Below are 21,593 nucleotides of genomic sequence, written 5' to 3'. Positions count from 1 at the left end.
GGGCGGTGCTGACGGCTCCGGGCAACCCCGAACAGATTCTGCTCACCGAGGCCGATCTGGATGCCGACCCACTGCATCCGCTGTTGGCCGGGGCGGTGGACCAGGTGCGGGCCGTGGTCGCCTGGGCCCGGCAGTACCTCTGTGCACCCCATCCGGAGCTGGGCCGTAAGGGCCCGGTCTGTCCGTACGCCCAGGGCTCCCTGGACCGGGGCATCTTCTACCTGGCCGTGCAGCGCGGGGAGACCGTCAACGAGGCCGAGTTGGACGAGGTGCTGGCCGGCTACCAGGACTGGTTCCACCACCTGGACCCGCTCACCGGGCCGTCCGCCCAGTTCAAGACGATCTTGCTCACCCTTCCGGACCTGCCCGGCGACGTTGCCCGGCAGGTCGTGGATCGGACCCAGCTGCGGCTCAAGCCGAGCTACACCGACCAGGGGTTGATGCTCGGTGAGTTCCACGACGGTCCGCCGGCCAAGGGCGGCCTGTGGAACCTGGACTTCCGGCCACTGCGCAGCCCGGTTCCGATGCTGGTGGTCCGGTACATGGTTGCCAGTGATCTGCCGTTCCTCGCCGACGACCCGGTGACCCTCGCCAGCTATCTGCGGTACTTCGGGCGCGGCGGCCCCGCGTCGCTGCGCGGGCAGGTCCAGGCAGCCGCCCAACGGCACGGCCTGCCACTGCCCGAACCCAGCACCGACATCGGCATCCTGCACCCGAACACGAACCAGGGGGTTCGATGACGACCACCGACTCCACCGCACCCGGCAGCGGTGGCAAGCGTGCCCTGCTGGCCCGCCTCCTCGCCGAACGGGCCCAGGCACCCCGCAGCTACCCGGTCTCCTTCGGCCAACAGCGGCTGTGGTTCCTGGACCGCTTCACCGGGGGCATCCCGGTCTACAACATCCCGGTCGCCTTCCGGGTGCACGGGCCACTGGACGTCGCGGCGCTGCGTACCGCACTGACCACGCTCGTCAACCGGCATCCGGCGCTGCGTACCACGTTCAGCGACTCCGGCGGCGAACCAGTGCAGGTGGTGCGGCCGACCGGCGAGGTGGATCTCACCGAGACAGACCTGACCGGGCTGCCGGCGGAGCAGCGTGAGGCCGAGGCCACCACGCTCGTCCGAGCGCACTCCGGGAAACCATTTGACCTGTCCGGAGGCCCGCTATTGCGGGTGACGGTGATCCGGACCGACCCGGATCGGCACCACGTGGCGTTCTGCGTGCACCACATCGTCTTCGATGCCTGGTCGATCGGGGTGCTCTTCCAGGAGTTGGAGACCGCGTACGCGGCGGCGTTGGCGGGTGCCCCGGTCCACCTGCCCGACCTGCCCACCCAGTACGCCGACTTCACCGTCTGGCAGCGGGAGCGGCTCGCCGGTGAGGCGCTGCGCCGACAGCTCGACCACTGGGTTTCGCACCTGCGGGGGGCGCCGGCCCTGCTCAGCCTCCCCACCGATCGACCCCGCCCGGCCAATCGCTCGTATCGGGGCGCCTGCCACTACGTCACCGTTCCGGCAGCGGCCGTTCGGCGGGTCGAGGAGTTCAACCAGGGCGCCGGGGTCACCCTGTTCATGACCCTGCTCGCCGTGTTCCAGGCGGTGTTGTCCCGACACAGCGGGCAGGACGACATCGTGATCGGCGCTCCGGTTGCCGGTCGGGAGCACCCCGACCTGGAGCGGCTGGTCGGCTTCTTCGTCAACACGCTTGCCCTGCGGGTGTCCTCCGCTGGCTCCCCCTCGCTACGGCAACTCGTCGACCGGGTACGGGAGGTGACCCTCGTCGGTCTCGGCAACGCCGAGGTGCCGTTCGAGAAGGTGGTTGAGGAGCTGCAGCCGGAACGCAGCCTCGCCCACGCACCGATATTCCAGGCCCAGCTGATCCTGCAGAACGCACCGCAGAACGCCTTTCGGCTCGCCGGCTGCACGACCACCTCCCTGCCGGTCGACAGCGGCACCGCCAAGTTCGACCTCACCCTCGCCGGTGAGCTGACCGCCGAGGGCGCCCTGCGGTTGGCCTTCGAGTACGACACCGATCTGTTCGAGGTCGGCACGGTCGACCGGCTGGCCCGGCACCTGTGCACCCTGCTGGACGCGGCGGTCGCCGAGCCGGATCGGCCCCTGACGCGACTTCCGCTGCTCAGCGGAGTGGAGCGGTGGCGTGCCGTGGTCGAGTGGAATCAGACCGACCGGGGCGCGTTGCCGGTTGACACCCTCCTGGACCTGCTTCCCACCGACCCCGCCGAGTCCGGCGCTCCGCCCGCGGTCACCGGTCCGGACGGATACCTGGACCGGGCGGGGCTGCACCGGCGGGCCGGACAGATCGCCCGGCGACTGCTCGCCGCCGGCGTCGCCCCGGACACCCCGGTCGGCATCTGCCTGGATCGGGGGGTCGACCTGGTCGCCGCGGTGCTCGGCGTGTGGCGGGCCGGGGCCGGCTACCTGCCGCTCGACCCCACCCTGCCCCCGGAGCGGCTGCGCCACCTGCTCGCCGACTCCGGCACCCGGGTCGTGCTGACCCACCGGGCGGTCGTCGCGCGGCTCGGCCCGGTGCTGGCGGACTCGGTAACGGTGCTGCTCGACGACGCCACCGATGTCCCCGGACCAGCTGAGCCACTGCCGGCGGTCCCAGCGCATCCGGACGGACTGGCATACCTGATCTACACCTCGGGTTCGACCGGTCGGCCGAAAGGGGTGGCGGTCCCGCACCGCAGCGTGACCAACCTCGTTGCCTCCTTCCACGACGACCTGGAGCTGACGCCCGAGGACCGGTTCGCCGCGGTCACCACCCTGTCGTTCGACATTTCGGTGCTGGAACTGCTGGTGCCGCTGCTGCTGGACGTCCCGCTGCTGGTCGTGGGCGCCGACGAGGTCGGCGACGGGCCGGCCCTGCGCCGTCGGCTCACCGAAGCCGGGATCACCGCCATGCAGGCGACCCCGGCGACCTGGCGACTGCTGCTGGCCTCCGGCGGGGTGCCGCCGGCGCTGCGGCTGCGCCTCTGCGGCGGTGAGGCCCTTCCCCGGGACCTCGCCGATGCCCTGCAGGCCGACGGCGGGACCCTGTGGAACTGCTATGGGCCCACCGAAACCACCGTCTGGTCCGCGGCGGCCCCCGTGGCACCGACTCCGGCCGCGGTGGACCTCGGTGCACCGATCGCCAACACCCGGATCTACCTGCTCGACGAGGCGTACCAGCCGGTGCCGGTGGGCGTGGTGGGAGAAATCCACATCGGCGGTTCCGGTGTGGTGCGCGGATACCACGGCCGACCCGGCCTGACCGCCGATCGGTTCGTGCCCGACCCGTTCGCCGACCACCCCGGCGCCCGGCTCTACGCCACCGGTGACCTGGCCCGGCAGCGCGCCGACGGGCGGCTGGAGTTCCTTGGCCGCACCGACCATCAGGTCAAGGTGCGCGGGTTCCGGATCGAGCTGGGTGAGATCGAGTCCCTGCTCCGGGAGCACGATCTGGTCACGGACGCGGTCGTCCACACCTGGGCCGGGCGCGACGGCGACACCCGCCTGGTGGCGTACGCCGTGCCGGCGCCCGGCGCTGACCCGAACTCCCTCGCCGACCAGGTCCGTTCCGACCTGGCCGGCCGGCTGCCGGAGTACATGCTTCCCGCGGCCCTGGTGCCGATGACCGCGTTGCCGCTCAACGACAACGGCAAGGTCGACCGGAACGCCCTGCCCATCCCCACCTGGACCGACCCGCGGGTGGAGCGGGTCGCCCCCCGCGACCCCCTCGAGCAGTTACTCGCCGGGATCTGGCAGGAGGTACTGCAGGTCGAGCGGATCGGTGTGCACGACGACTTCTTCCGCCTCGGCGGGCACTCCCTCCTCGGTGCGCAGGCGTTGAGTCGGATCGGCGCCGCACTGGAGACGGAGGTGCCGATCCGGATTCTCTTCGAGGCGCCGACGATCGACGCGATGGCCCGCGCGCTGCGCCGCGGGGAGGAGGTAGCCGGCCAGGTCGACGCCGTCGCCGCCCTTCGGGTGGAGGTGGCCGACCTCTCCGACGAGGAGCTGAAGGCCCTGCTGGGTGGCTCGGAATGAGCGCCTCCGGGCCCGACCGTGAACAGCTGATCCGGGAACTGATGGCCCGCCGGGGACTGGCCCGCCGGACGCAGGCGGCCGGGATTCCACCGCGGGACCCGGCTGCCCGGGTGCCGCTCTCCCCGATGCAGGAGGGCATGTGGTTCCTTGACCAACTCCAGCCCGGAAGCGCCGCGTACGTGCTCAGCCAGGCCGTACGGGTCACCGGCCGGTTGGACCCCGTCGCGCTGCAGTCCGCGCTCGACGAGGTCGTCGCCGCGCACGATGCCCTCCGGACCAGGTTCGTGCAGCGGGACGGAAAGGTGGAGCAGGTCGTCCTGCCCGCCACCGACCCGGCAGCTCGGTGCCAGCTCGTCGTGGAGGAGCTGACCGCGGTGGCGCCCGCCGCCCGTGAGGCCGCCGTGGCTGCCGTCGTCAGTCGGGAGAGTGAAACGCCGTTCGACCTGGGCCAGGCACCCCTGCTGCGGGTCCGGGTGGGGCGGCTGGACGGTGCCGAGCACCTGGTGGTGGTTGCCCTGCACCACATCATCGCCGACGACCGGTCCCTCGACATCGTGCTCACCGGACTGCTCGACGGTCACCACCGCCGACTCACCGGGGCGGTCGCCTCGACCGCTCCGCCGGCCACACACTTCCCCGACCATGTGCTCTGGCAGCGGGACTGGTTGGCCAGCGCCGCCGCCGACCGGGCGCGGGAGTTCTGGACCGACCGGCTGGCGGGCTGCTCCGGCGTGCTCGACCTACCAACCGACCGGCCGCGACCCGCCGCCCTGACCTTCGCCGGCAGCACCCACGGCTTCGCCTTCACCGACGACTTGATCGCGGCGCTCGACGGCGTGGCGCAGCGGACCGGCTGCACCCGCTTCATGATTCTGCTCGCCGGTCTCCAGGTGCTGCTGGCCCGCCTCGCCGGCACGGACGACGTCTGCGTCGCCGCCCCGGTGACGTTGCGCGCGACCCCGCAGCAGCAGGAGATGGTGGGCCTGCTCGTCAACAGCCTGCCGCTGCGTACCGACCTGTCCGGAGACCCGACGCTGGCCGAGGCGCTGGCCCGGGTCCGGCGTACCTGTGTGGAGGCCCTGGCGCACGCCGAGTTGCCCTTCGAGCGGATCGTCGAGACCGTGCGGTTGCCCCGCGACCCGAGCCGCAACCCACTCTTCCAGGTGATGCTGGTCCTGAACCAGGCCAGCGCCGCCGGTCCGCGGGCGGGTCTCGCCGTGCGCCCGGTGCCGGTGCTGCGGGAGACCGCCCGGCTGGAGCTCACCGTGGCGGTGTACGAGTCCCCGGCCGGCCTCAACGCCCTGGTCGACTACAACACCGACCTCTTCGACCAGGTGACCATCGCCCGGTTCGTCGACCGGTTCCGGTCCGTGCTGTGGGCGTTGGCCACCCGGCCGCAACTGCGCCTCTCCGCGCTGGAGGTGGTCGGCCCCGCCGAGCGCCGCGACCTGACCTCCTGGAACAACACCGACCGGGCGTACCCGGGTGGGTTGGGGCTGCACGAGCTGGTCCGCGCACGGGCGGCGGCCGACCCGGACGCACCCGCCCTGCTGGACATCAGCCCGGGTGAGCCGGACCGACCGGCCCTGACCTACGGCCGGCTGGACGCCGACGCCGACCGGCTCGCCGCGCACCTGCGCCGCTGTGGGGTCCGCCCCGACCAGCCGGTGGGGCTCGCGTTGGCCGCCGGCCGCGCCGCCGTCACCGGCATCCTGGCGATCCTCAAGGCCGGCGCCGGCTATCTTCCGGTCGACCCCAGCCACCCCCCGGCCCGGCTGCGGGCCCTGCTCACCGCCGCCGGCGCCCCGGTCTGCCTGGCCGACGTCGAGCTCGCCGTCACCCTGGCCGCCGGGCCGGACCCGCACGACGACCCGCCGTACGCCGGTACCGTGCTCGCGGTTGGTCCTGATGGTCAACCGGCCGACGCGGGCCCGACCGGGAAGCCGCCCCCTGCTGCCCCCCGGCCGGTCCACCCGGACCAGCTCGCCTACGTCATTCACACCTCCGGCTCCACCGGCACGCCGAAGGGGGTGATGGTCAGCCACCGCACGGCCGTCAACCTGGCCCTGGCCTTCGTCGACCTGCACCGCATCGGTCCTGGTGACCGGCTGCTCATGCTGCCCCCACTGAGCTTCGACGCCGCCGTCGGTGACCTCTTCCCGGCCCTGGTCGGCGGGGCCATGATCGTGGTGCACCGGCAGCCGGCCGCGATCACCGGAGCGGGCCTGGTCGCGCTGTGCCGGACCCACGGCCTCACCCTGGTCGACACCGCCGCACCGCTCTGGGCCCGCTGGGTCGCCGACCTCGCCGCGCGGCCCGGTGCGCTCGATGTCGGCGCGTTGCGGGCCATGATGGTCGGTGGGGAACCCGTGGACCTGGGGACAGTTCGTCGTTGGGCGGGACTCACCGCTGGCCGGGTCACGCTGCACAACCACTACGGCCCGACCGAGGCGACCGTCTGCGCCACCACCTACGCCACCGTGGACGGCGCCGAACTGCCCGGCCTGACCCGGCTGCCGATCGGCCGCCCGGTGCCCAACGTCCAGGTGCACGTCCTCGATCCCGACCTGCGGCCGGTGCCGATCGGCCTCGCCGGTGAGGTCTGGATCGGCGGCACGGCGCCCGCCCGCGGATACCTCGACAATCCCGGGGAAACCGCGGACCGCTTCGTCCCGAACCCGTACGGCCCCGCCGGGTCGCGGCTCTACCGCACCGGCGACCTCGCCCGGCACCGTGCCGACGGCAGCCTCGAATTCCTCGGCCGGAGCGACCAGCAGGTCAAGATCCGGGGCCATCGGATCGAGCTCGGCGAGGTCGAGGCGGCCTGCGCCGCCCTACCCGGGGTGCGCCGTGCCGCCGTGGTCGTCGACCACGCCCCGGCCGGCCCCCGGCTCGTCGCCTACCTGGTCGCCGACGACGCGACCCCGGTTGGCCCCCAGGCGCGGACCGCGCTGCGCCGTCGGCTGCCGGAGTACCTCGTCCCCACCGCCATCATCCGGGTGCCCGACCTGCCCACCAACCGGCACGGCAAGCTCGACCTGGCCGCCCTGCCCCGACCGGAGGAGATCGGCCGGGCTGGGCACGAGCCACCGACCACCCCCACCGAGCAGACGCTCGCCGGCATCTGGGCCGAGCTGCTCAACACCGGCTCGGTGGGTAGGCACGACAACTTCTTCGACCTCGGTGGACACTCCCTACTCGCGGCGGGTCTGGCGACCCGGATCCGGGCCGCACTCGGGGCGGAGCTGCCACTACGGGCGCTCTTCTCCACCGCCGACCTCGCCGGCCTCGCCGCCGTTCTCGACGGCGCCGGTCCCACCCCGGACGGCGACGTCGACCTGCTCCGTGCCGAGGCCCGGCTCCCCGCCGACCTGGCCGTACCGTCCGGGATGTCGACTGCGCCGGCACGGGCGGTGCTCTGCACCGGGGCGACCGGTTTCCTCGGGGCGTACCTGCTCGCCGACTGGCTCGCCCACAGCTCCGCCACCGTGCACTGTCTGGTCCGGGCGGACACAGCGACCGCCGCGCTCGACCGGGTCCGCGGCAACCTGCGTCGGTACGGTCTCTGGCGGCCGGAGTACGCCGCCCGCCTGATCGGCGTCCCCGGCGACCTCGGGGCACCCCGACTCGGCCTGAGCGGGGCGGACTTCGCCGAGCTGGGCGAGGGACTGGACGCGATCGTGCACAACGGCGGCGTGGTCAACTTCGTCGCGCCGTACTCGACGCTGCGCCCGGCAAACGTCGGTGGCACGGTGGAGGTGCTCCGGCTGGCCAGCGCCGGCCGCCCCAGCGCGGTCCACCTCGTCTCCACCCTCGGGGTCTTCGTCACCCCGTCGCACCGCGGCACGCTGGTGCGCGAGGGCGACATCCCGGCCGACCGTGACGGGTTCCCCGACGGCTACAACGCGAGTAAGTGGGTGGCCGACGCGTTGGTCCGGGCCGCCCGGGAGCAGGGGTTGCCGGTCAGCGTGCACCGGCCCGCCCGGATCACCGGGGACGCCGACAGCGGCCTCGGCAACACCGACGACTACTTCAGCCGGCTGCTGAAGACCTGCGTGCAGCTCGGCGCCGTGCCGGAGATCGACGATCCCGCCGACCTCGCGCCGGTCAACTACGTCGGGGCCGGCATCGGGCACCTGACCCGGGCGGGCGCGACCACGGACCACCACTACTACAACAACCGGACCATGTCGTACGCCGCTCTGGCCGACGCGTTGGTCAGCTTCGGCTACCCGGTGACCTCGGTGCCGTACCCGCGCTGGCGGGCGGCGCTGCTGGAGCGTCCGGACGCCGCGCTGGCCCGGCTCGCCCCGCTCTTCGATGCGGACACTCCGGTGCGGACGCAGCCCGACTTCGACTGCACCGGCACCGAGGAGACGCTCGCGGCGGCCGGGATCACCTGCCCACCGGCCGACGAGGGGCTGTTGCACACCTACCTGTCGGCGTTCGTGGCCGCCGGTTTTCTCGACCCACCGCCCGGGAGGGGCCATGGCTGAGCGTACGGTGCCCACTGCCCGGTGGGCCGCGATCTGGCTCGGCCAGCTCGTCTCCCTGGTCGGGTCAAGCCTGACCGCGTTCGTCCTCGGGGTATGGGTCTATCAGCGCACCGGTTCGGTCACCCAGTTCTCGCTGATCTTCCTTGCCGCCACCCTGCCGGCGGTACTGTTCGCGCCGTTCGCCGGGGCACTGGCCGACCGGCGGGACCGTCGCGGCCTGATGCTGGTCGCCGACACCGTGGCAGCGGCCGGGACGGCGGCGCTCGCCGCGCTGGTCGTCGCGGACGCCCTCCAGGTCTGGCACATCTACCTGGGGACCGCGGTGACCGCGACCGCGTCCACCGTGCACCAGGTCGCTTACCAGGCGATGACCCCGGCGTTGGTCGGCAAGCGACAGTTGGGCCGGTTCAACGGGCTGATGCAGGTCTCCCGGGCGGTACAGATCGCCGCGCCACTGATCGCCGGGGTGCTGGTGGTGACCGTCGGGATCGGCGGGGTGATGGCGATCGACCTCGGTACCTTCGTGGTAGCGGCCTCGACCCTGCTGTTGGTCCGGCTGCCCGCCGAGGTGACCCGCGCGGCCGGACCCGGTCCTGCCGAGGCGGTACTGCGGGGAGCCGCTGCCGGCTGGCGGTATCTGCGGCAACGGCCCAGTCTGCTTGCGCTCATGGTGGTCTTCGGCGCCTTCAACTTTCTCTTCGGCATCGCCGGGGTCCTGGTACAGCCACTGATCCTCTCGTTCGCCACGGCGGACACCCTCGGCCTGCTGATGTCCGCGGGAGGCGCCGGTCTCTTCGCCGGCAGCCTGGTGATGGGGGTGTGGGGCGGGCCGGCCCGCCGGGTCACCGCTGTCTGCGGTGGACTCGCGCTCGGGGGAGTGGCGCTCGCGCTGCACGCGGCGGCCCCGTCCGCCTGGCTGATCGGGGTGGTCGCCCCACTCTTCCTCTTCACCCTGCCGATCGTGAACAGCTCCACCATGACTCTGATCCAGACCAAGACCGAGCCCTCCGTGCTGGGCCGGGTGCTCGCCACCGCCCGGGTGATCGGTGACGCCAGTGTGCCGCTGGCGTACGTGTTGGCGGGGCCGATCGCCGATGGTCTCTTCGCGCCGCTGCTGCGCCCGGAGGGGGCGCTCGCCGACTCGGTCGGCCGGGTGATCGGCACCGGGGAGGGTCGCGGTATCGCGCTGCTCTTCGCGGTCACCGGGGTGGCGATGGTGCTCCTCGCCGCGTTCGCCTGGACTCGACCGGTGCTGCGCGGGGCTGACGATCTCCCCGACGCGCTCCCCGACGACACCCCGGGTCCCGACGTTCTCCCCGACGACAGCCCGGGTCCCGGGACCGTCTCCGCCGACCGCCAACCCGCCACCTGAAGGAGCCCTGCCATGCCGGTGCCGTTGAGCCCGGAGGAGGCGCAGCAGTTCCACGCCTCCGACGCCGCCCCCGCCGCGTTTCTCGACCTGCTCGACGCGGTCTCCTTCCGTAGCGCCGGCGCCGCGCTTCGGCTGGGAGTCTTCGAGGAACTGGCCGACGGACCGCTCCCGGTGGAGCGGCTCGCCGTCCGTACCGGAACCGATCCGCTCGGTCTGCGGCTCCTGCTCGACGCGTTGACCAGCTTCGGCTACCTGATCCACGCCGAAGGTGGGTACGCCAACAGCGCCAACACGACCCGCTGGCTCCTGCGGGCCGCCCCGGACAGCTTCGCGCCGGTGCTCGCCTTCTGGTCGGCGCTGCTCACCGGCTGGTGGCACGACCTGGAGTGGTCGATCTGCTCCGGCACCCCGGCCGGTGACTTCTACGCCTGGCTGGAGCAGCGACCGGAGGTCCTGGCGGACTTTCAGACCATGCTGCGTCGACTCGCCGACGGGCTCAGCGCGGAGATCGTCGAGCTGCTGCCGGTGCCGGCCGACGCGCGTAGCCTGCTTGACGTCGGTGGCGGGCATGCGAGCTATCCGGTGGCCTTCCTCACCGCACATCCGCACCTGCGGGCCACCGTGGTGGACCTTGCTGGTGCCCTGACCCAGGGGGCGGAGACCGTCGCCGCGGCCGGCCTGACCGACCGGTGCACGCTTCGGGCGGGTGACCTCTTCGAGGTCGACTTCGGTACTGGTCACGATCTCGTGTTGCTCTTCAATGTCGTGCACGGCTACCAGGCGACCGAGACGCTGACCCTGCTGCGTCGGGTCGCCGCCGCACTCCGCCCCGGCGGCCGGGTGGCCCTGCTCGAACCCCTCGCCACGGCGCCGGAGCAGCCGACCGCCGGGCTGGGTACGGCGTTCGTCCGGATGTTCAGCCTGAACCTCTTCCACACCCAGGGGGGCCGGGCATACGGATACGACGAACTCGTCGGGTTGCTGCGCGAGGCCGGCTTCACCGACGTACGGCAGCAGGTGCTCGCTGGCTCGGAGACGGACCATCTGGTGATCGCACAGCTCAGGCCGCTTGACGAAGTGGAGACTGTCGATGACGCTGAGAGCGCTCTCAGTCACCACCACCCGTCCGGGAGCCCATCATGCCGACAGCTCGCCTGACCTCCCACCGTCCGCGTTACCGCCGTGCGCTGGCGTTCGCGGTCCCGCTCATCCTGCTCGCCACCGTCCTGACGCTTCCCGCCCAGCGGGCCCAAGCCGCAGCCGTCCTGCTCTCCCAGGGAAAACCGACCACCGCCTCCTCAGCCGAACTAGCGGACACCCCGGCCACCGCCGCCACCGACGGCGACCCGGACACCCGCTGGTCGAGCGAGTTCAGTGATCCGCAGTGGCTCCAGGTTGACCTGGGCGGCACCGCCACGATCAGTCAGGTAACCCTGCGCTGGGAGGCCGCCTACGGGAGCGCCTTCCAGATCCAGGTTTCGGCGAACCCCGCCGGCCCCTGGCAGACGATCTACCAGACGGCCGCCGGGACCGGCGGCACCCAGAACCTCACGGTCAACGGCGCCGGACGCCACATCCGGCTCTACGGCACCGACCGGGGCACCGCGTGGGGCTACTCCCTGTGGGAGTTCGAGGTCTACGGCACCAGCACCCCCACCTGCACGGGGAATGCCGCGCTCGGTCGGGCGGCGACGGCCTCCTCGGTCGAAACCGCCACCACCCCAGCCGCGGCGGCCGTGGACGGCAACGCCGTCACCCGCTGGTCGAGCGCCTTCGCCGACCCGCAGTGGCTCCGGGTCGACCTCGGCGAGGTCCGGACCATCTGCCAGGTCGTCCTGAGGTGGGAGGCGGCCTCCGCGCGGGCCTTCGCGCTCCAGACCGCAGACAGTCCAGCTGGACCGTGGACCACCCGCTACGCCACCACGACCGGCGCCGGTGGCGTGCAGACGCTCGAGGTCTCCGGCACGGGACGGTACGTGCGGATGTACGGCACCGCCCGCAACACCCCGTACGGCTACTCGCTCTGGGAGTTCGTCGTGCGGACAACGGGATCGGAACCACCACCACCGAGCGAGGACTTCTGGGGTGACACCAGCACGATCCCACCCGCCCAGAACGTCCTCACGGTCAAGATCCTGAACCGGACCAACGGCCGTTGCCCCGACAGCCAGGTGTACTGGAGCTTTGGCGGCCAGACTCGCTCCATCGCCGAACAGCCGTACATCGACATGCCGGCGAACTCGGCCGGCCGGATGTACTTCCACCTCGGCTCACCGACCAGCCAGTACCGGGACTTCGTCGAGTTCACCGTGGCCGCAGACCGCTTCCACGGCAACACCACCCGAGTGGACTCGTTCGGGCTTCCACTGGCGATGCGGCTCCGCGCCGGTGGCGGATACGACCGAGCTGTCGGAGAGACCGAGGCGATCTTCACCGAGGGCCGCGACACGACGTTCCAGCGGTTCTCGGCCGCGATGCCGGCCGAGTTCCAGCATCTCGCCACGATCGAGGCGCCGTATCGCGTGCCGTCCCCCGGCAACACACCCCAGTTCCGCTCGGGCGGTCAATACGCCGACTACCTGAGCGGGTACGCGTCGTCGGTCGGGATCCACGCCACCACCGCCCAGATCTTCGGGTGCTCCGGACCGCTGGCGAGTAATCCGGACGGTTGTGCCGCGCTGAACCGGCACGTCGCCCACCTGCCCCGGTCGCAGTGGGCGGACCCGAACCGCTTCTACCAGCAGGCACCGGCGAACTACTACGCGAAGTTCTGGCACGAGCAGTCCATCGACGGTCTCTCCTACGGCTTCCCCTACGACGATGTCGCGGACCAGTCCTCGTTCATCTCCGCGGGCGACCCGGAGTGGTTGATCGTCGCGGTGGGGTGGTAGCCAAGCCAGGTCAGCGCGACGATCGCGCGGTCCACATCGTGGCGCAGGAGACAGAGCCGGTCCACCAGATCGGCCGGTGAGCAGCCTTCGGTGTCGTCCACGGCCTCCCACCACCTGGCTGGGGGGCCGTTGGTACGACGACCCGGGGCTACGGCGGCGGTTGGCGGGGCGGTACCGCCACCGTGCACCGGGACCGCGCGATGGCGGTGCTCCCGGTGCGTGATGCGGTCGTATTCGGCGGTGAGCACCCCACCGGTGCGCAGCGCCTCGTCGCAGCGGGCCCAGAAGGGCCGTTCCGGGTGCTGGCGACCGGTCTCGGTGTTCGCCACGGAGCTGCGTCCGTACTGGACGAGCCGAGCGAGGCCGTGCTGGGTCTGCCCGGCAGCCCGGCGCAGCTCGGCGAGGCGACGGCCGAGGGCGTGACGGGCGGTCCTGGTGTCGTCGGTGTCGCGCATCGCTGCCACCCCCGGGTCGCGGTCACGATGAGCGAACACCGTAGCTGCCGGCGGTGACACTTCCGCCCGGTGTCGCCGACGCGTTCGGGTGATGTCGGAATCGGTGTCGCGGCTACCGACATTGTCGGCGCGCGGTGCTGCGGGCGTGTCCCCCCAACCGGACCTACGTTTTCCCGCATGCCAACAGCCAGCCTGCCCGACCGCCCGTCCGATCAGCCGAAGCCGACCCAGCGAGACTCGCCCCCCGACGCCGAGGGGGTGCGGGACTCGGCCTTACCGGAGCTGCGTCAGATGTGGTGGGAGACCGGCGTGCGCGCGCGGGCGCAGGCCGGCCTCTTCGCCGTCTTCTCCGAGCTGCCCCGCCTGGTGGGCGCGGCGCTGGCTGTCAGCTGGCGGGCCGACCGCCTCCGCACCGCGGTCGTGGCGGGCACCACGGTGGGCGCCGGAGTGCTGGCCGCCTTCGGGCTCCTCGCCGCGCAGCGGGTCCTGGTGGAGTTGTTCGCCGGGGGTCCGACCGCCGACAAGGTGCTCGCCGCGCTGCCCGCGCTGGTCGCCCTCGCGGCGGTGACCGCGCTGCGCGCCAGTATGGCCGCCGCGATGGGGTACGCCCAGAACGGCCTGAGCCCGAAGGTCGATCGGGAGGTGGAACGGGGTCTGTTCGAGGTGACCACCGCCGTCCGGCTGGAGGCGTTTGACGCGGACGCCTTCGCCGACGATATGGAGCGAGCCTCTCGTGGCGCGGACTCCACCACCGGCCTGGTGCAGGCGTCGACAAACCTGCTCGCCGGCCTCACCGGCGTGCTCGCCGTCGCGGTCGCCGTCGTGGTGATCCACCCGCTGCTGCTGGTCGCCCTGCTGGTGGCCACGGTGCCGAACGGGTGGGCGTCGCTGCGCGCCGGGCACCTGCGCTACCAGACGTACGCGGCGGGGTCGGTGCGGCGGCGTCGGTTGTGGCTGCTGCACCGGTTGATGGCCGAACGCGACTCCGCCCCCGAGCTGCGCACCTACGGGCTGCGGTCCTTCCTGCTCGACCAGTACGACCGGGTGATGGGGGTCGAGACCGGGATCCAGCTCGCGCTGGCCCGTCGGGTCACCACGACCACCACCGTCGGCGCGATGATCGGTGGGATCGCCACCGCCGTGGTCTACGTGCTGCTCGGCTTCCTGCTGGTCGAGGGGCACATCCCCCTCGCCGCCGCGGCCACCGGCGTCATCGCCGTGCAGTCCGCACAGCGATCCCTGGCGGTGGTCACCTTCCAGATGGACCGCGCCTACACCGAGGGCCAGCACTTCCGCGACTACACCGGCTTCATGGCCCGCGCCGCCGACTACCTGCCCGAGCCAACCACCGGCGCCGCCGACCACCTGCCCGAGCGGCGTACCGGCGCCGCCAACCGCGTGGTGCCGCAGCGGTTGCGCGCGGTCGCGGTGGACGCGGTCAGCCTGCGTTACCCCGACCGGGAGGCCGCCGCCGTTGACCAGGTCAGCCTGAGTATCGCGGCGGGGCAGACGGTGGCGTTCGTGGGGGAGAACGGCTCCGGCAAGTCCACCCTCGCCACTATGATCGCCACCCTGCGGACGCCCACCGACGGGACCATCCGCTACAACGGCCGGCCCACCGACGACTGGGACACCGACGCGTTACGCGCCCGGATCGCGGTGGTGACGCAGGAATACCACAAGTGGCCGTTCACCGCCGCCACGAACATCGCCATCGGTGACCTCACCACCACCCCGCAGTCCGATCGGATCGAGGCCGCCGCCAACCGTGCCGTCGCCCACAACATGATCAAGGAACTGCCGCACGGCTACGAGACCCTGCTCGACCGGACCTTCGCCGGCGGTCAGGACCTCTCCGGTGGGCAGTGGCAACGCATCACGGCCGCCCGGGGCTTCCTGCGGGACGCCGACCTGCTCATCATGGACGAGCCCTCCTCGGCGCTCGACCCGCGCGCGGAGGACGCCCTGTTCCAGGCCATCCGCGACCGGCAGGGCCACGGGATCACCATCCTCATCACCCACCGGCTGGCCAACGTCCGCCACGCGGATCGCATCTACGTCCTGCACCACGGCCGGCTCGTCGAAGCCGGCACCCACGACGACCTGCTCGCGGCCGGCGGTCGGTACGCCGAGTTGTTCACCCTGCAAGCCGCCGGCTACGACACTCCCGTGTCGCTACCCCGCCAGACCGCTGCCGCCACCAGGAGCGCGCCGTGACCCGGTGGACGCCGGGGCTGATCAGAGCAGCCGGGCGAGCGCGGCGGTGACCTCGTCCGGCGCGTTCAGCATGTGCAGGTGTCCGCCGTCGAGCCGGGCCGAGCGCCAGCCCCAACTCTTCGCCGTGACCCGTTCGGTGTGGTACGCGTCGCCGAAGGCGAGATAGCCGGCGGGACGGTCGGACCAGCCGGGGACGACGGTCACCCGCTGTGCGAAGTAGCTGAGCGGAAAGCGCTGTTGCTGCGCGGACACCTCCGCCCTGACCTGATCGGACGGGAAGAGGGCGGCTACCTCCTCCGGTGGCCACCAACTGGTCCAGACCGGCAGCTCGCCGTCCGGCTCGGCAAGGGTCTGCAGCATTTCCCGGAGGCGCTGCGGTGCCACCGGAATGGTGCCCTGCTGGGGCGGGAGGATCGCGTCCACGAAGACAAGCCCGGTCACCGGGCGCTGCGCGGTGATAGCCGGGACGTACAGGCCGGCGTTGCTCTGCGGCACCAGCACGTAGTCGTGGTCGGTGGGCAGGCTGTCCAGGTACCACCGCAGGACTTCGTCCACGGAGGTCCCGCTCGCTCCCGGCGCCCCGGCGACGATGACGTCCCCACCGGCGGCGCGGAGTTGTTCCCGCACCGGCTGCCAGACGGCGGGTCCGAGTAGCGCGCTGGGGAGAAGGGCGATCGTCGGAATCATCAGCCTCTTCCACCACTCGTTCGCGTCAATGGCCACCGCTGCCGGGCATACGATACCCAAGCTTCAAGATCACCCAATAGCCGACTGAACCTTTAGGATTTCGGTGTGAATCCTGCACGTATTCTTTCGCCCCGGATACGTAAGATCGCGCTCTGGGCCGTGGCGGTCCTCACCGCATTGGCCCTCGTGCTCACCCTCACCGCCGTGTGGACGGTACGGCGAGCGTTCCCGCAACACGACGGTGCGCTTCGGCTGCCCGGGCTGACCGCACCGGTCACCGTGCACCGCGACGAGCACGGCATTCCGCAGGTGTACGCGGAGACCGCCGAGGACCTGTTTCGGGCCCAGGGCTATCTCCACGCGCAGGATCGGTTCTGGGAGATGGACTTCCGCCGCCATCTCACCGCGGGTCGACTCGCCGAGCTCTTCGGCGAGAGCCAGGTGGAGACCGACGTCTACCTCCGGACGATGGGGTGGCGTCGGGTCGCCGAGCAGGAGTGGGGCCTCCTCGGGGCGGAAACCAAGCGCTACCTGCAGGTGTACGCCGACGGGGTGAACGCCTGGCTCGACGAGCACGACAGGGGTCGGGCGAGTCTGGAGTACGCCGTACTCGGCCTGCAGAACTCGGGCTATGAGATCGAGGCGTGGCACCCGGTGGACAGCCTCGCCTGGCTCAAGGCGATGGCGTGGGACCTACGCGGCAACATGAGAGACGAGCTCGCCCGCGCGGCGCTCCTCGCCGCAGGCCTGACCCGCCAGCAGGTCGAGGAGCTGTATCCGGGCTACCCCTTCGACCGGCACCAGCCGATCGTCGTCGAGGGTGGCATCGTGGACGGCGTCTTCGACCAGGAAGCCACTCCGGCCTCCCCGGACCCGGGGGACCGCTTCGCACCCGTCGGGACCGAGACTGCCGGAACGGGTGGGGGCGTGCTCCCCGCAGACCCAGCCCCACCAGCCGCTGCCCCACCAGCCGCTGTCGCGGAACCGACCGATCCCATCGCTGGTGCGGCTGCCACGGAGCTGGTCACCGCGCTGGCCGGCGGGCTCTCCCGGCTGCCGACCATGGTGGGCACCGGTCGGGGCATCGGCTCCAACTCGTGGGTTATCGCCGGCGACCTGACCAACACCGGAAAGCCGATCCTCGCCAACGACCCGCACCTCGGTCCCAGCATGCCCGGCATCTGGTACCAGAACGGCCTGCACTGCGCGTGCGACATCAACGTCTCCGGTTTCAGCTTCTCCGGCATACCGGGTGTGGTCATCGGGCACAACGCCCACATCGCCTGGGGCTTCACCAACCTGAACCCCGACGTCACCGACCTCTACCTGGAGCGGGTGGACGGTGACCGGGTGCAGGTCGACGGAGAGTGGCAGCCGTTGGCGACCCGCGCCGAGACAATCAGGGTCGCCGGCGGCGCGGACGTGTCCATCACCGTCCGGGCCTCCGGGCATGGTCCTCTGCTCTCCGACGCGTCGGCCGAACTACGTGAGATCGGTCTTACCCCGCCGGTCGATCCGGCGGGTTCGCCGGCATCGGTCGCCGCCACCCCGCAGCTGCGCCCCGACGAGTCAGCGCCCACCGACGGCGAGCAACGCGACGGCTACGCCATCGCGTTGAGCTGGACCGCGCTCGCGCCGGGCCGGACCGCCGACGCCATCTTCAAGCTGAACACCGCCACGAACTGGACCGACTTCCGCGCCGCGGCGGCGCTGTTCGAGGTGCCCGCGCAGAACCTGGTCTACGCCGACACCGACGGCAACATCGGCTATCAGGCCCCCGGCCAGATTCCGGTACGGGGCACGGGGGACGGGCGGTGGATGGCGCCCGGGTGGGACTCGGCGTACGACTGGCAGGGTTTCCTTCCCTTCGCGGAGTTACCGAGTGTCCTCAACCCACCCGCCGGCTACCTGGCCACCGCCAACGAGGCCGTCATCGGCCCCTCGTACCCGCACCTGCTCACCACCGACTGGCACCACGGCTACCGCAGCCAGCGCATCCACGAGTTGATCAGCTCGGCCCGGGACGCCGGAGAGATCACCGTCGCTGATGTGCAGTCCATGCAGTTCGACAACCGCAACGGCTTCGCGCCGACGCTCGTCCCGGCGGTCCGGGCGGCTGTTGCCGGCGATGCCTCGGATCTGGTCCGGTCCGCCACCGAGCTGTGGACGGAGTGGGACTACCAACAGCCGGCCGAGGGGGAGCCCGGCACCGAGGACGGGCGCCGTTCCGCCGCGGCGGCGTACTACAACGCCGTCTGGCGGCACCTGCTCCTGGAGACCTTCGACGAACTGCCCGCGGACTATCGGCTTGACGGTAGCGACCAGTCGTACGAGGTGGTGCGGGGCCTGCTCAGCCAGCCCGACTCGCCGTGGTGGGACCGGCCGGAGTCGGAGGCCGTCGAGGGTCGCGACGACCTGCTGCGCGCGGCCGCCGAAGCGGCGGCGAGCGAACTCTCCCGCGAGCAGGGCGACGAGCCAGCCGACTGGCGCTGGGGCCGGATGCACACGTTGACCGTGCGGAACCAGTCCTTCGGCACCTCGGGCGTGGGGATCATCGAGTGGCTCTTCAACGCGGACCCGGTCGGCGTCTCCGGCGGCAGCGCGATCGTCAACGCCACCGGCTGGGACGCCGCCGACGGGTACGAGGTCAAAGCCGTCCCGTCCATGCGGATGATCGTTGACCTGGCCGACCTGGACGCCTCCCGGTGGATCCAGCTGACCGGCAACTCCGGGCATGCCTTCCACCGCAACTACGACGACCAGTTGGAGCTGTGGCGTACCGGGGAGACCCTGCCGATGCGTTGGGAGCGAGCCACGATTGAGGCTGAGGCGGCGCGGACGCTCACCCTGGAGCCGTAACGGCCTGGGGCGGGGGTGCCGACGTGCCGGAGGGGACGATGTTCGGGAGCCACCGCCTCACGGTTTGTGGGCCACACAGCCGTACATGAAGACCTTGTCTGGCTGTGGTCCCGGATTGCGCCAGGTGTCAACCGGCCCGACTCCGTCGCCGGTCACCCGCCAGCGCCCGAGCAGCGGATGGATCTGGTGTGGACCGCGTAGGTGTAGTGGCTTGTCGGCCTGGTCGAGAATTCTCTCCTTGATGACCGGGAAGGTGGCCAGGGCCTCGCCGTCGAAATCCACTGCCAGGTAGCTGCCCCGGGATGCCCAGTCAAAGATGTGGGAAAGTGCCTTCTGGGCGGCGTCATCGTCGAGTGACACGGTTATCCCGGTCATCACTATGCCGATAGGTGCGGTGGGGTCGAGGACCCGCTCCATCGTTTCCTGATCGAGGGTGCCGAGATCTGTCGCATCGCAGTAGGCGTATCCCACCCCCGGCGTGGTGGCGAGAATCTCGTTGCCCAAAGCGATGTTGATGGCGTCGATGTCGGTGTAGAGAACGCGAGCCTCAGGAAGGATCTCATGCACGTTGCCCTGTGTCGGAATGCCGGCACCGAGAAGCAGGAACTGATTGACTCCCTGTTCCGCGATCGCCTGGACGGCGCGCCCGATGAACTCCTGCAACGTTTGGTAGACCTGTGGAAATCCTGGGTACAGAGCGCAGAATGCCTTGGCCGCCTCCGCGTCCGCCGGAAGGTGGTGTGCTCCGCCGCGCCAATAATCGATGATTCGTCCAGTATTTGGGACCTGCGCTTGTTGCACGATGGCATCTGTCATGACGAACTTCCTGTTAATGGGAAAGCAGTCCAGTCAACCAGCTCGATCTGGTTGGGTAGGAGGATATTTGATGCACCCCTCATCCACAAGTGACTGTGCGTGACATTTGCCGTGGGCTTTGTCGCTATCGGGTTTCCGACGTTCGGCGACCGAGATCCGGGTGCCATCCGGGTATTCACCCGATGCTTCGGAGCTGGGTGCGGGCGGAGGGTGGGTGGACGGTCAACCGTCTGGAGGATTCATGCCCGTGCGTACGCTGACCATCGGGGTCGTCGCCCTGGCCGTTCTCGCCGGATCACCCGCACTGGCCCGCGCCGACCCTGCCCCCGCGCCGCCCACCCTCGCCTGGGGCGAATGCCGCGACGACTCGGCCCTGGTCGCCCTCGACGACGAGGTGGAGTGCGCCCTGCTCCGGCTGCCGGTGGACTGGGCCCGACCGCACGGCCCGACGTTCGAGCTTTCCGTGGCGCGTCGGCCCGCGCGGGAGTCGCCGCAACGGGTGGGCACGCTGGTGTTCGGGCCGGGCGGCCCGGGAGACTCCGGAGTGCAACGTATTCTCGAGGGGAATCGGTTCAGCGACGAGTTGCTCGACCGGTTCGACGTGGTCAGCTTCGACCCGCGTACGGTGAAGCGCAGCGCCGAGCCGGACTGCACCGCGGATCCGAGCCTGCCCAAGCCGCCGGTCCCGCTGGGCAGCCAGGCCGACTTCGATGCCATGGTGGCCTACAACCAGGCGTTCTGGGAGCGGTGCCGGCCGACCACTCCGGTCTTTGACCACGCCGACACGCTCAGCACGGTGCGCGATCTGGAGGCGTTGCGGCGAGCGCTGGGCGAGCGACAGATCTCCTTCCACGGCAGTTCCTACGGCACCCTGCTCGGCCAGCAGTACGCCGAGCGGTACCCGCACCGGGTGCGAGCCGTCGTGCTGGAGGGCGTGTTCGACCACAGCCTCGGCGTGCGCCCCTTCGTGCGGACGCAGGCCGCCACCCTGCAGGACTCGTTCGACGAGTTCGTCTCCTGGTGTGACCGGTCCACCGAGTGCGTCCTGCGCGGTCGGGACGTGCGGGCGGTCTGGGCCGAGGTGCTGGCCCGCGCGGATCGGGGTGAGTACGCCCCGCGTACCGCCTTCGACGTCACCGCCGTGGCGCTCGGGCTGCTTGCCGGCCCGGACTGGTCGGACCTGGCGGTCGCCGTGCGTGACATGGAGGGCGGCACCCCGCCCCCCGAGCTGGATCTTTCCCTCTCCGCTGCCGCCTTCTGCGCCGACCGGCCCGTCCCGGTCCGCGACTACACCGAGTACGCCGGCCTGGTCCGGGTGGCCGCGGCCGCTGGGCCGGACATCCGGTACGGTGGCGGGCTGCTGGCGGTGCAGACCTGCCTCGGCTGGTCGTCGCCGGTCCGGAACCCCCCGCACGTACCGCAGGTGCGGACCCGCACTCCGCTGTTGTTGCTCAACGCCCTGCACGACCCCCGTACCGGCTACAACTGGGCCACCAACGTCGCCCAGCACCTTGGCCGGCACGGCCGTCTGGTGACGTACGAGGGTTGGGGCCACGGCACCTACAAGCGCACCGACTGCACGAAGGCCGTGGTGGACCGCTACCTCGTGGACCTGACGCTGCCCGCCCCCGGTACGCGATGCGCGGCGGCCTGACCCCTCCGTCGGCGGGCCGGCAAGAAGACGCTGCCGGTCCCGGGGCGGCAGGCGACCTGATCGCTGAGTTCGCAGTAGTGTCCGCGCGGGGGCGT

General features: G+C 71.4%; 12 protein-coding genes. 9 read left to right on the top strand and 3 right to left on the bottom strand.

The genetic code is table 11. The features are described 5' to 3' along the window. The first annotated feature begins 5 nt into the window (after positions 1 to 5). The 6 genes from AC1UKG_RS17195 to AC1UKG_RS17170 are packed head-to-tail and all read left to right on the top strand — an operon-like array spanning position 6 to position 12,810. Positions 6 to 740, top strand: coding sequence for a DUF6875 domain-containing protein (locus AC1UKG_RS17195; RefSeq protein WP_018745851.1), 735 nt, complete (start codon positions 6 to 8; stop codon positions 738 to 740). Then, the gene (locus AC1UKG_RS17190) at positions 737 to 4,051 is read left to right on the top strand and encodes an amino acid adenylation domain-containing protein (RefSeq protein ID WP_482642855.1); all 3,315 of its coding nucleotides are present in this window, start codon (positions 737 to 739) and stop codon (positions 4,049 to 4,051) included. Before AC1UKG_RS17195 ends, AC1UKG_RS17190 begins: the two co-directional genes overlap by 4 nt. Then, entirely contained in the window at positions 4,048 to 8,547 is a 4,500-nt protein-coding gene (locus AC1UKG_RS17185) for a non-ribosomal peptide synthetase (RefSeq protein ID WP_482642856.1), read from the top strand. Before AC1UKG_RS17190 ends, AC1UKG_RS17185 begins: the two co-directional genes overlap by 4 nt. Continuing rightward, positions 8,540 to 9,919 carry an MFS transporter gene (locus AC1UKG_RS17180; RefSeq protein ID WP_018815400.1) on the top strand — a complete coding sequence of 460 codons (1,380 nt, stop codon included), beginning with the start codon at positions 8,540 to 8,542 and terminating at the stop codon, positions 9,917 to 9,919. Before AC1UKG_RS17185 ends, AC1UKG_RS17180 begins: the two co-directional genes overlap by 8 nt. Before the next feature lie 12 nt (positions 9,920 to 9,931). Continuing rightward, positions 9,932 to 11,077 (top strand): methyltransferase, encoded by a 1,146-nt coding sequence (locus tag AC1UKG_RS17175; RefSeq protein ID WP_482642857.1) that lies wholly within the window; start codon positions 9,932 to 9,934, stop codon positions 11,075 to 11,077. Then, the gene (locus AC1UKG_RS17170) at positions 11,059 to 12,810 is read left to right on the top strand and encodes a galactose-binding domain-containing protein (RefSeq protein WP_482642858.1); all 1,752 of its coding nucleotides are present in this window, start codon (positions 11,059 to 11,061) and stop codon (positions 12,808 to 12,810) included. The genes AC1UKG_RS17175 and AC1UKG_RS17170 overlap by 19 nt, the downstream gene beginning before the upstream one ends. Here the strand turns inward: AC1UKG_RS17170 and AC1UKG_RS17165 are convergent. Further along, positions 12,732 to 13,265 carry a helix-turn-helix domain-containing protein gene (locus AC1UKG_RS17165; RefSeq protein WP_482642859.1) on the bottom strand — a complete coding sequence of 178 codons (534 nt, stop codon included), beginning with the start codon at positions 13,263 to 13,265 and terminating at the stop codon, positions 12,732 to 12,734. The genes AC1UKG_RS17170 and AC1UKG_RS17165 overlap by 79 nt on opposite strands. 177 nt (positions 13,266 to 13,442) lie before the next feature. Between AC1UKG_RS17165 and AC1UKG_RS17160 the strand changes: the two genes are divergently transcribed. Next, the gene (locus tag AC1UKG_RS17160; protein WP_482642860.1) at positions 13,443 to 15,482 is read left to right on the top strand and encodes an ABC transporter ATP-binding protein; all 2,040 of its coding nucleotides are present in this window, start codon (positions 13,443 to 13,445) and stop codon (positions 15,480 to 15,482) included. A gap of 21 nt (positions 15,483 to 15,503) precedes the next feature. Here the strand turns inward: AC1UKG_RS17160 and AC1UKG_RS17155 are convergent, their stop codons facing one another. Further along, on the bottom strand, positions 15,504 to 16,169 hold the full coding sequence (locus tag AC1UKG_RS17155; protein ID WP_482642893.1) for a hypothetical protein: 666 nt from the start codon (positions 16,167 to 16,169) through the stop codon (positions 15,504 to 15,506). 105 nt (positions 16,170 to 16,274) lie between these two features. Between AC1UKG_RS17155 and AC1UKG_RS17150 the strand changes: the two genes are divergently transcribed. Then, positions 16,275 to 19,028, top strand: a complete 2,754-nt coding sequence (locus tag AC1UKG_RS17150; RefSeq protein ID WP_026325525.1) for a penicillin acylase family protein — start codon at positions 16,275 to 16,277, stop codon at positions 19,026 to 19,028. 57 nt (positions 19,029 to 19,085) lie between these two features. Here the strand turns inward: AC1UKG_RS17150 and AC1UKG_RS17145 are convergent, their stop codons facing one another. Then, positions 19,086 to 19,844 carry an SAM-dependent methyltransferase gene (locus tag AC1UKG_RS17145; RefSeq protein WP_026271735.1) on the bottom strand — a complete coding sequence of 253 codons (759 nt, stop codon included), beginning with the start codon at positions 19,842 to 19,844 and terminating at the stop codon, positions 19,086 to 19,088. A 241-nt stretch (positions 19,845 to 20,085) separates the two neighbouring features. On the opposite strand from AC1UKG_RS17145, the gene AC1UKG_RS17140 reads away from it, so the two are divergent. Further along, positions 20,086 to 21,498 carry an alpha/beta hydrolase gene (locus AC1UKG_RS17140; protein WP_018815394.1) on the top strand — a complete coding sequence of 471 codons (1,413 nt, stop codon included), beginning with the start codon at positions 20,086 to 20,088 and terminating at the stop codon, positions 21,496 to 21,498. Positions 21,499 to 21,593: the final 95 nt, after the last annotated feature.

This window comes from Salinispora sp. CH2A1_6 (assembly GCF_056820975.1).
Note: the sequence above shows the minus strand (reverse complement) of the source record. Positions and strands in the feature narration are given on the sequence as shown.

Coding starts and splice junctions, on each gene's coding strand:
- AC1UKG_RS17175 (WP_482642857.1), top strand. CDS start 9,932: ATGCCGGTGCCGTTGAGCCCGGAGGAGGCGCAGCAGTTCCACGCCTCC.
- AC1UKG_RS17185 (WP_482642856.1), top strand. CDS start 4,048: ATGAGCGCCTCCGGGCCCGACCGTGAACAGCTGATCCGGGAACTGATG.
- AC1UKG_RS17145 (WP_026271735.1), bottom strand. CDS start 19,844: ATGACAGATGCCATCGTGCAACAAGCGCAGGTCCCAAATACTGGACGA.
- AC1UKG_RS17190 (WP_482642855.1), top strand. CDS start 737: ATGACGACCACCGACTCCACCGCACCCGGCAGCGGTGGCAAGCGTGCC.
- AC1UKG_RS17155 (WP_482642893.1), bottom strand. CDS start 16,169: ATGATTCCGACGATCGCCCTTCTCCCCAGCGCGCTACTCGGACCCGCC.
- AC1UKG_RS17140 (WP_018815394.1), top strand. CDS start 20,086: ATGCCCGTGCGTACGCTGACCATCGGGGTCGTCGCCCTGGCCGTTCTC.
- AC1UKG_RS17180 (WP_018815400.1), top strand. CDS start 8,540: ATGGCTGAGCGTACGGTGCCCACTGCCCGGTGGGCCGCGATCTGGCTC.
- AC1UKG_RS17160 (WP_482642860.1), top strand. CDS start 13,443: ATGCCAACAGCCAGCCTGCCCGACCGCCCGTCCGATCAGCCGAAGCCG.
- AC1UKG_RS17165 (WP_482642859.1), bottom strand. CDS start 13,265: ATGCGCGACACCGACGACACCAGGACCGCCCGTCACGCCCTCGGCCGT.
- AC1UKG_RS17170 (WP_482642858.1), top strand. CDS start 11,059: ATGCCGACAGCTCGCCTGACCTCCCACCGTCCGCGTTACCGCCGTGCG.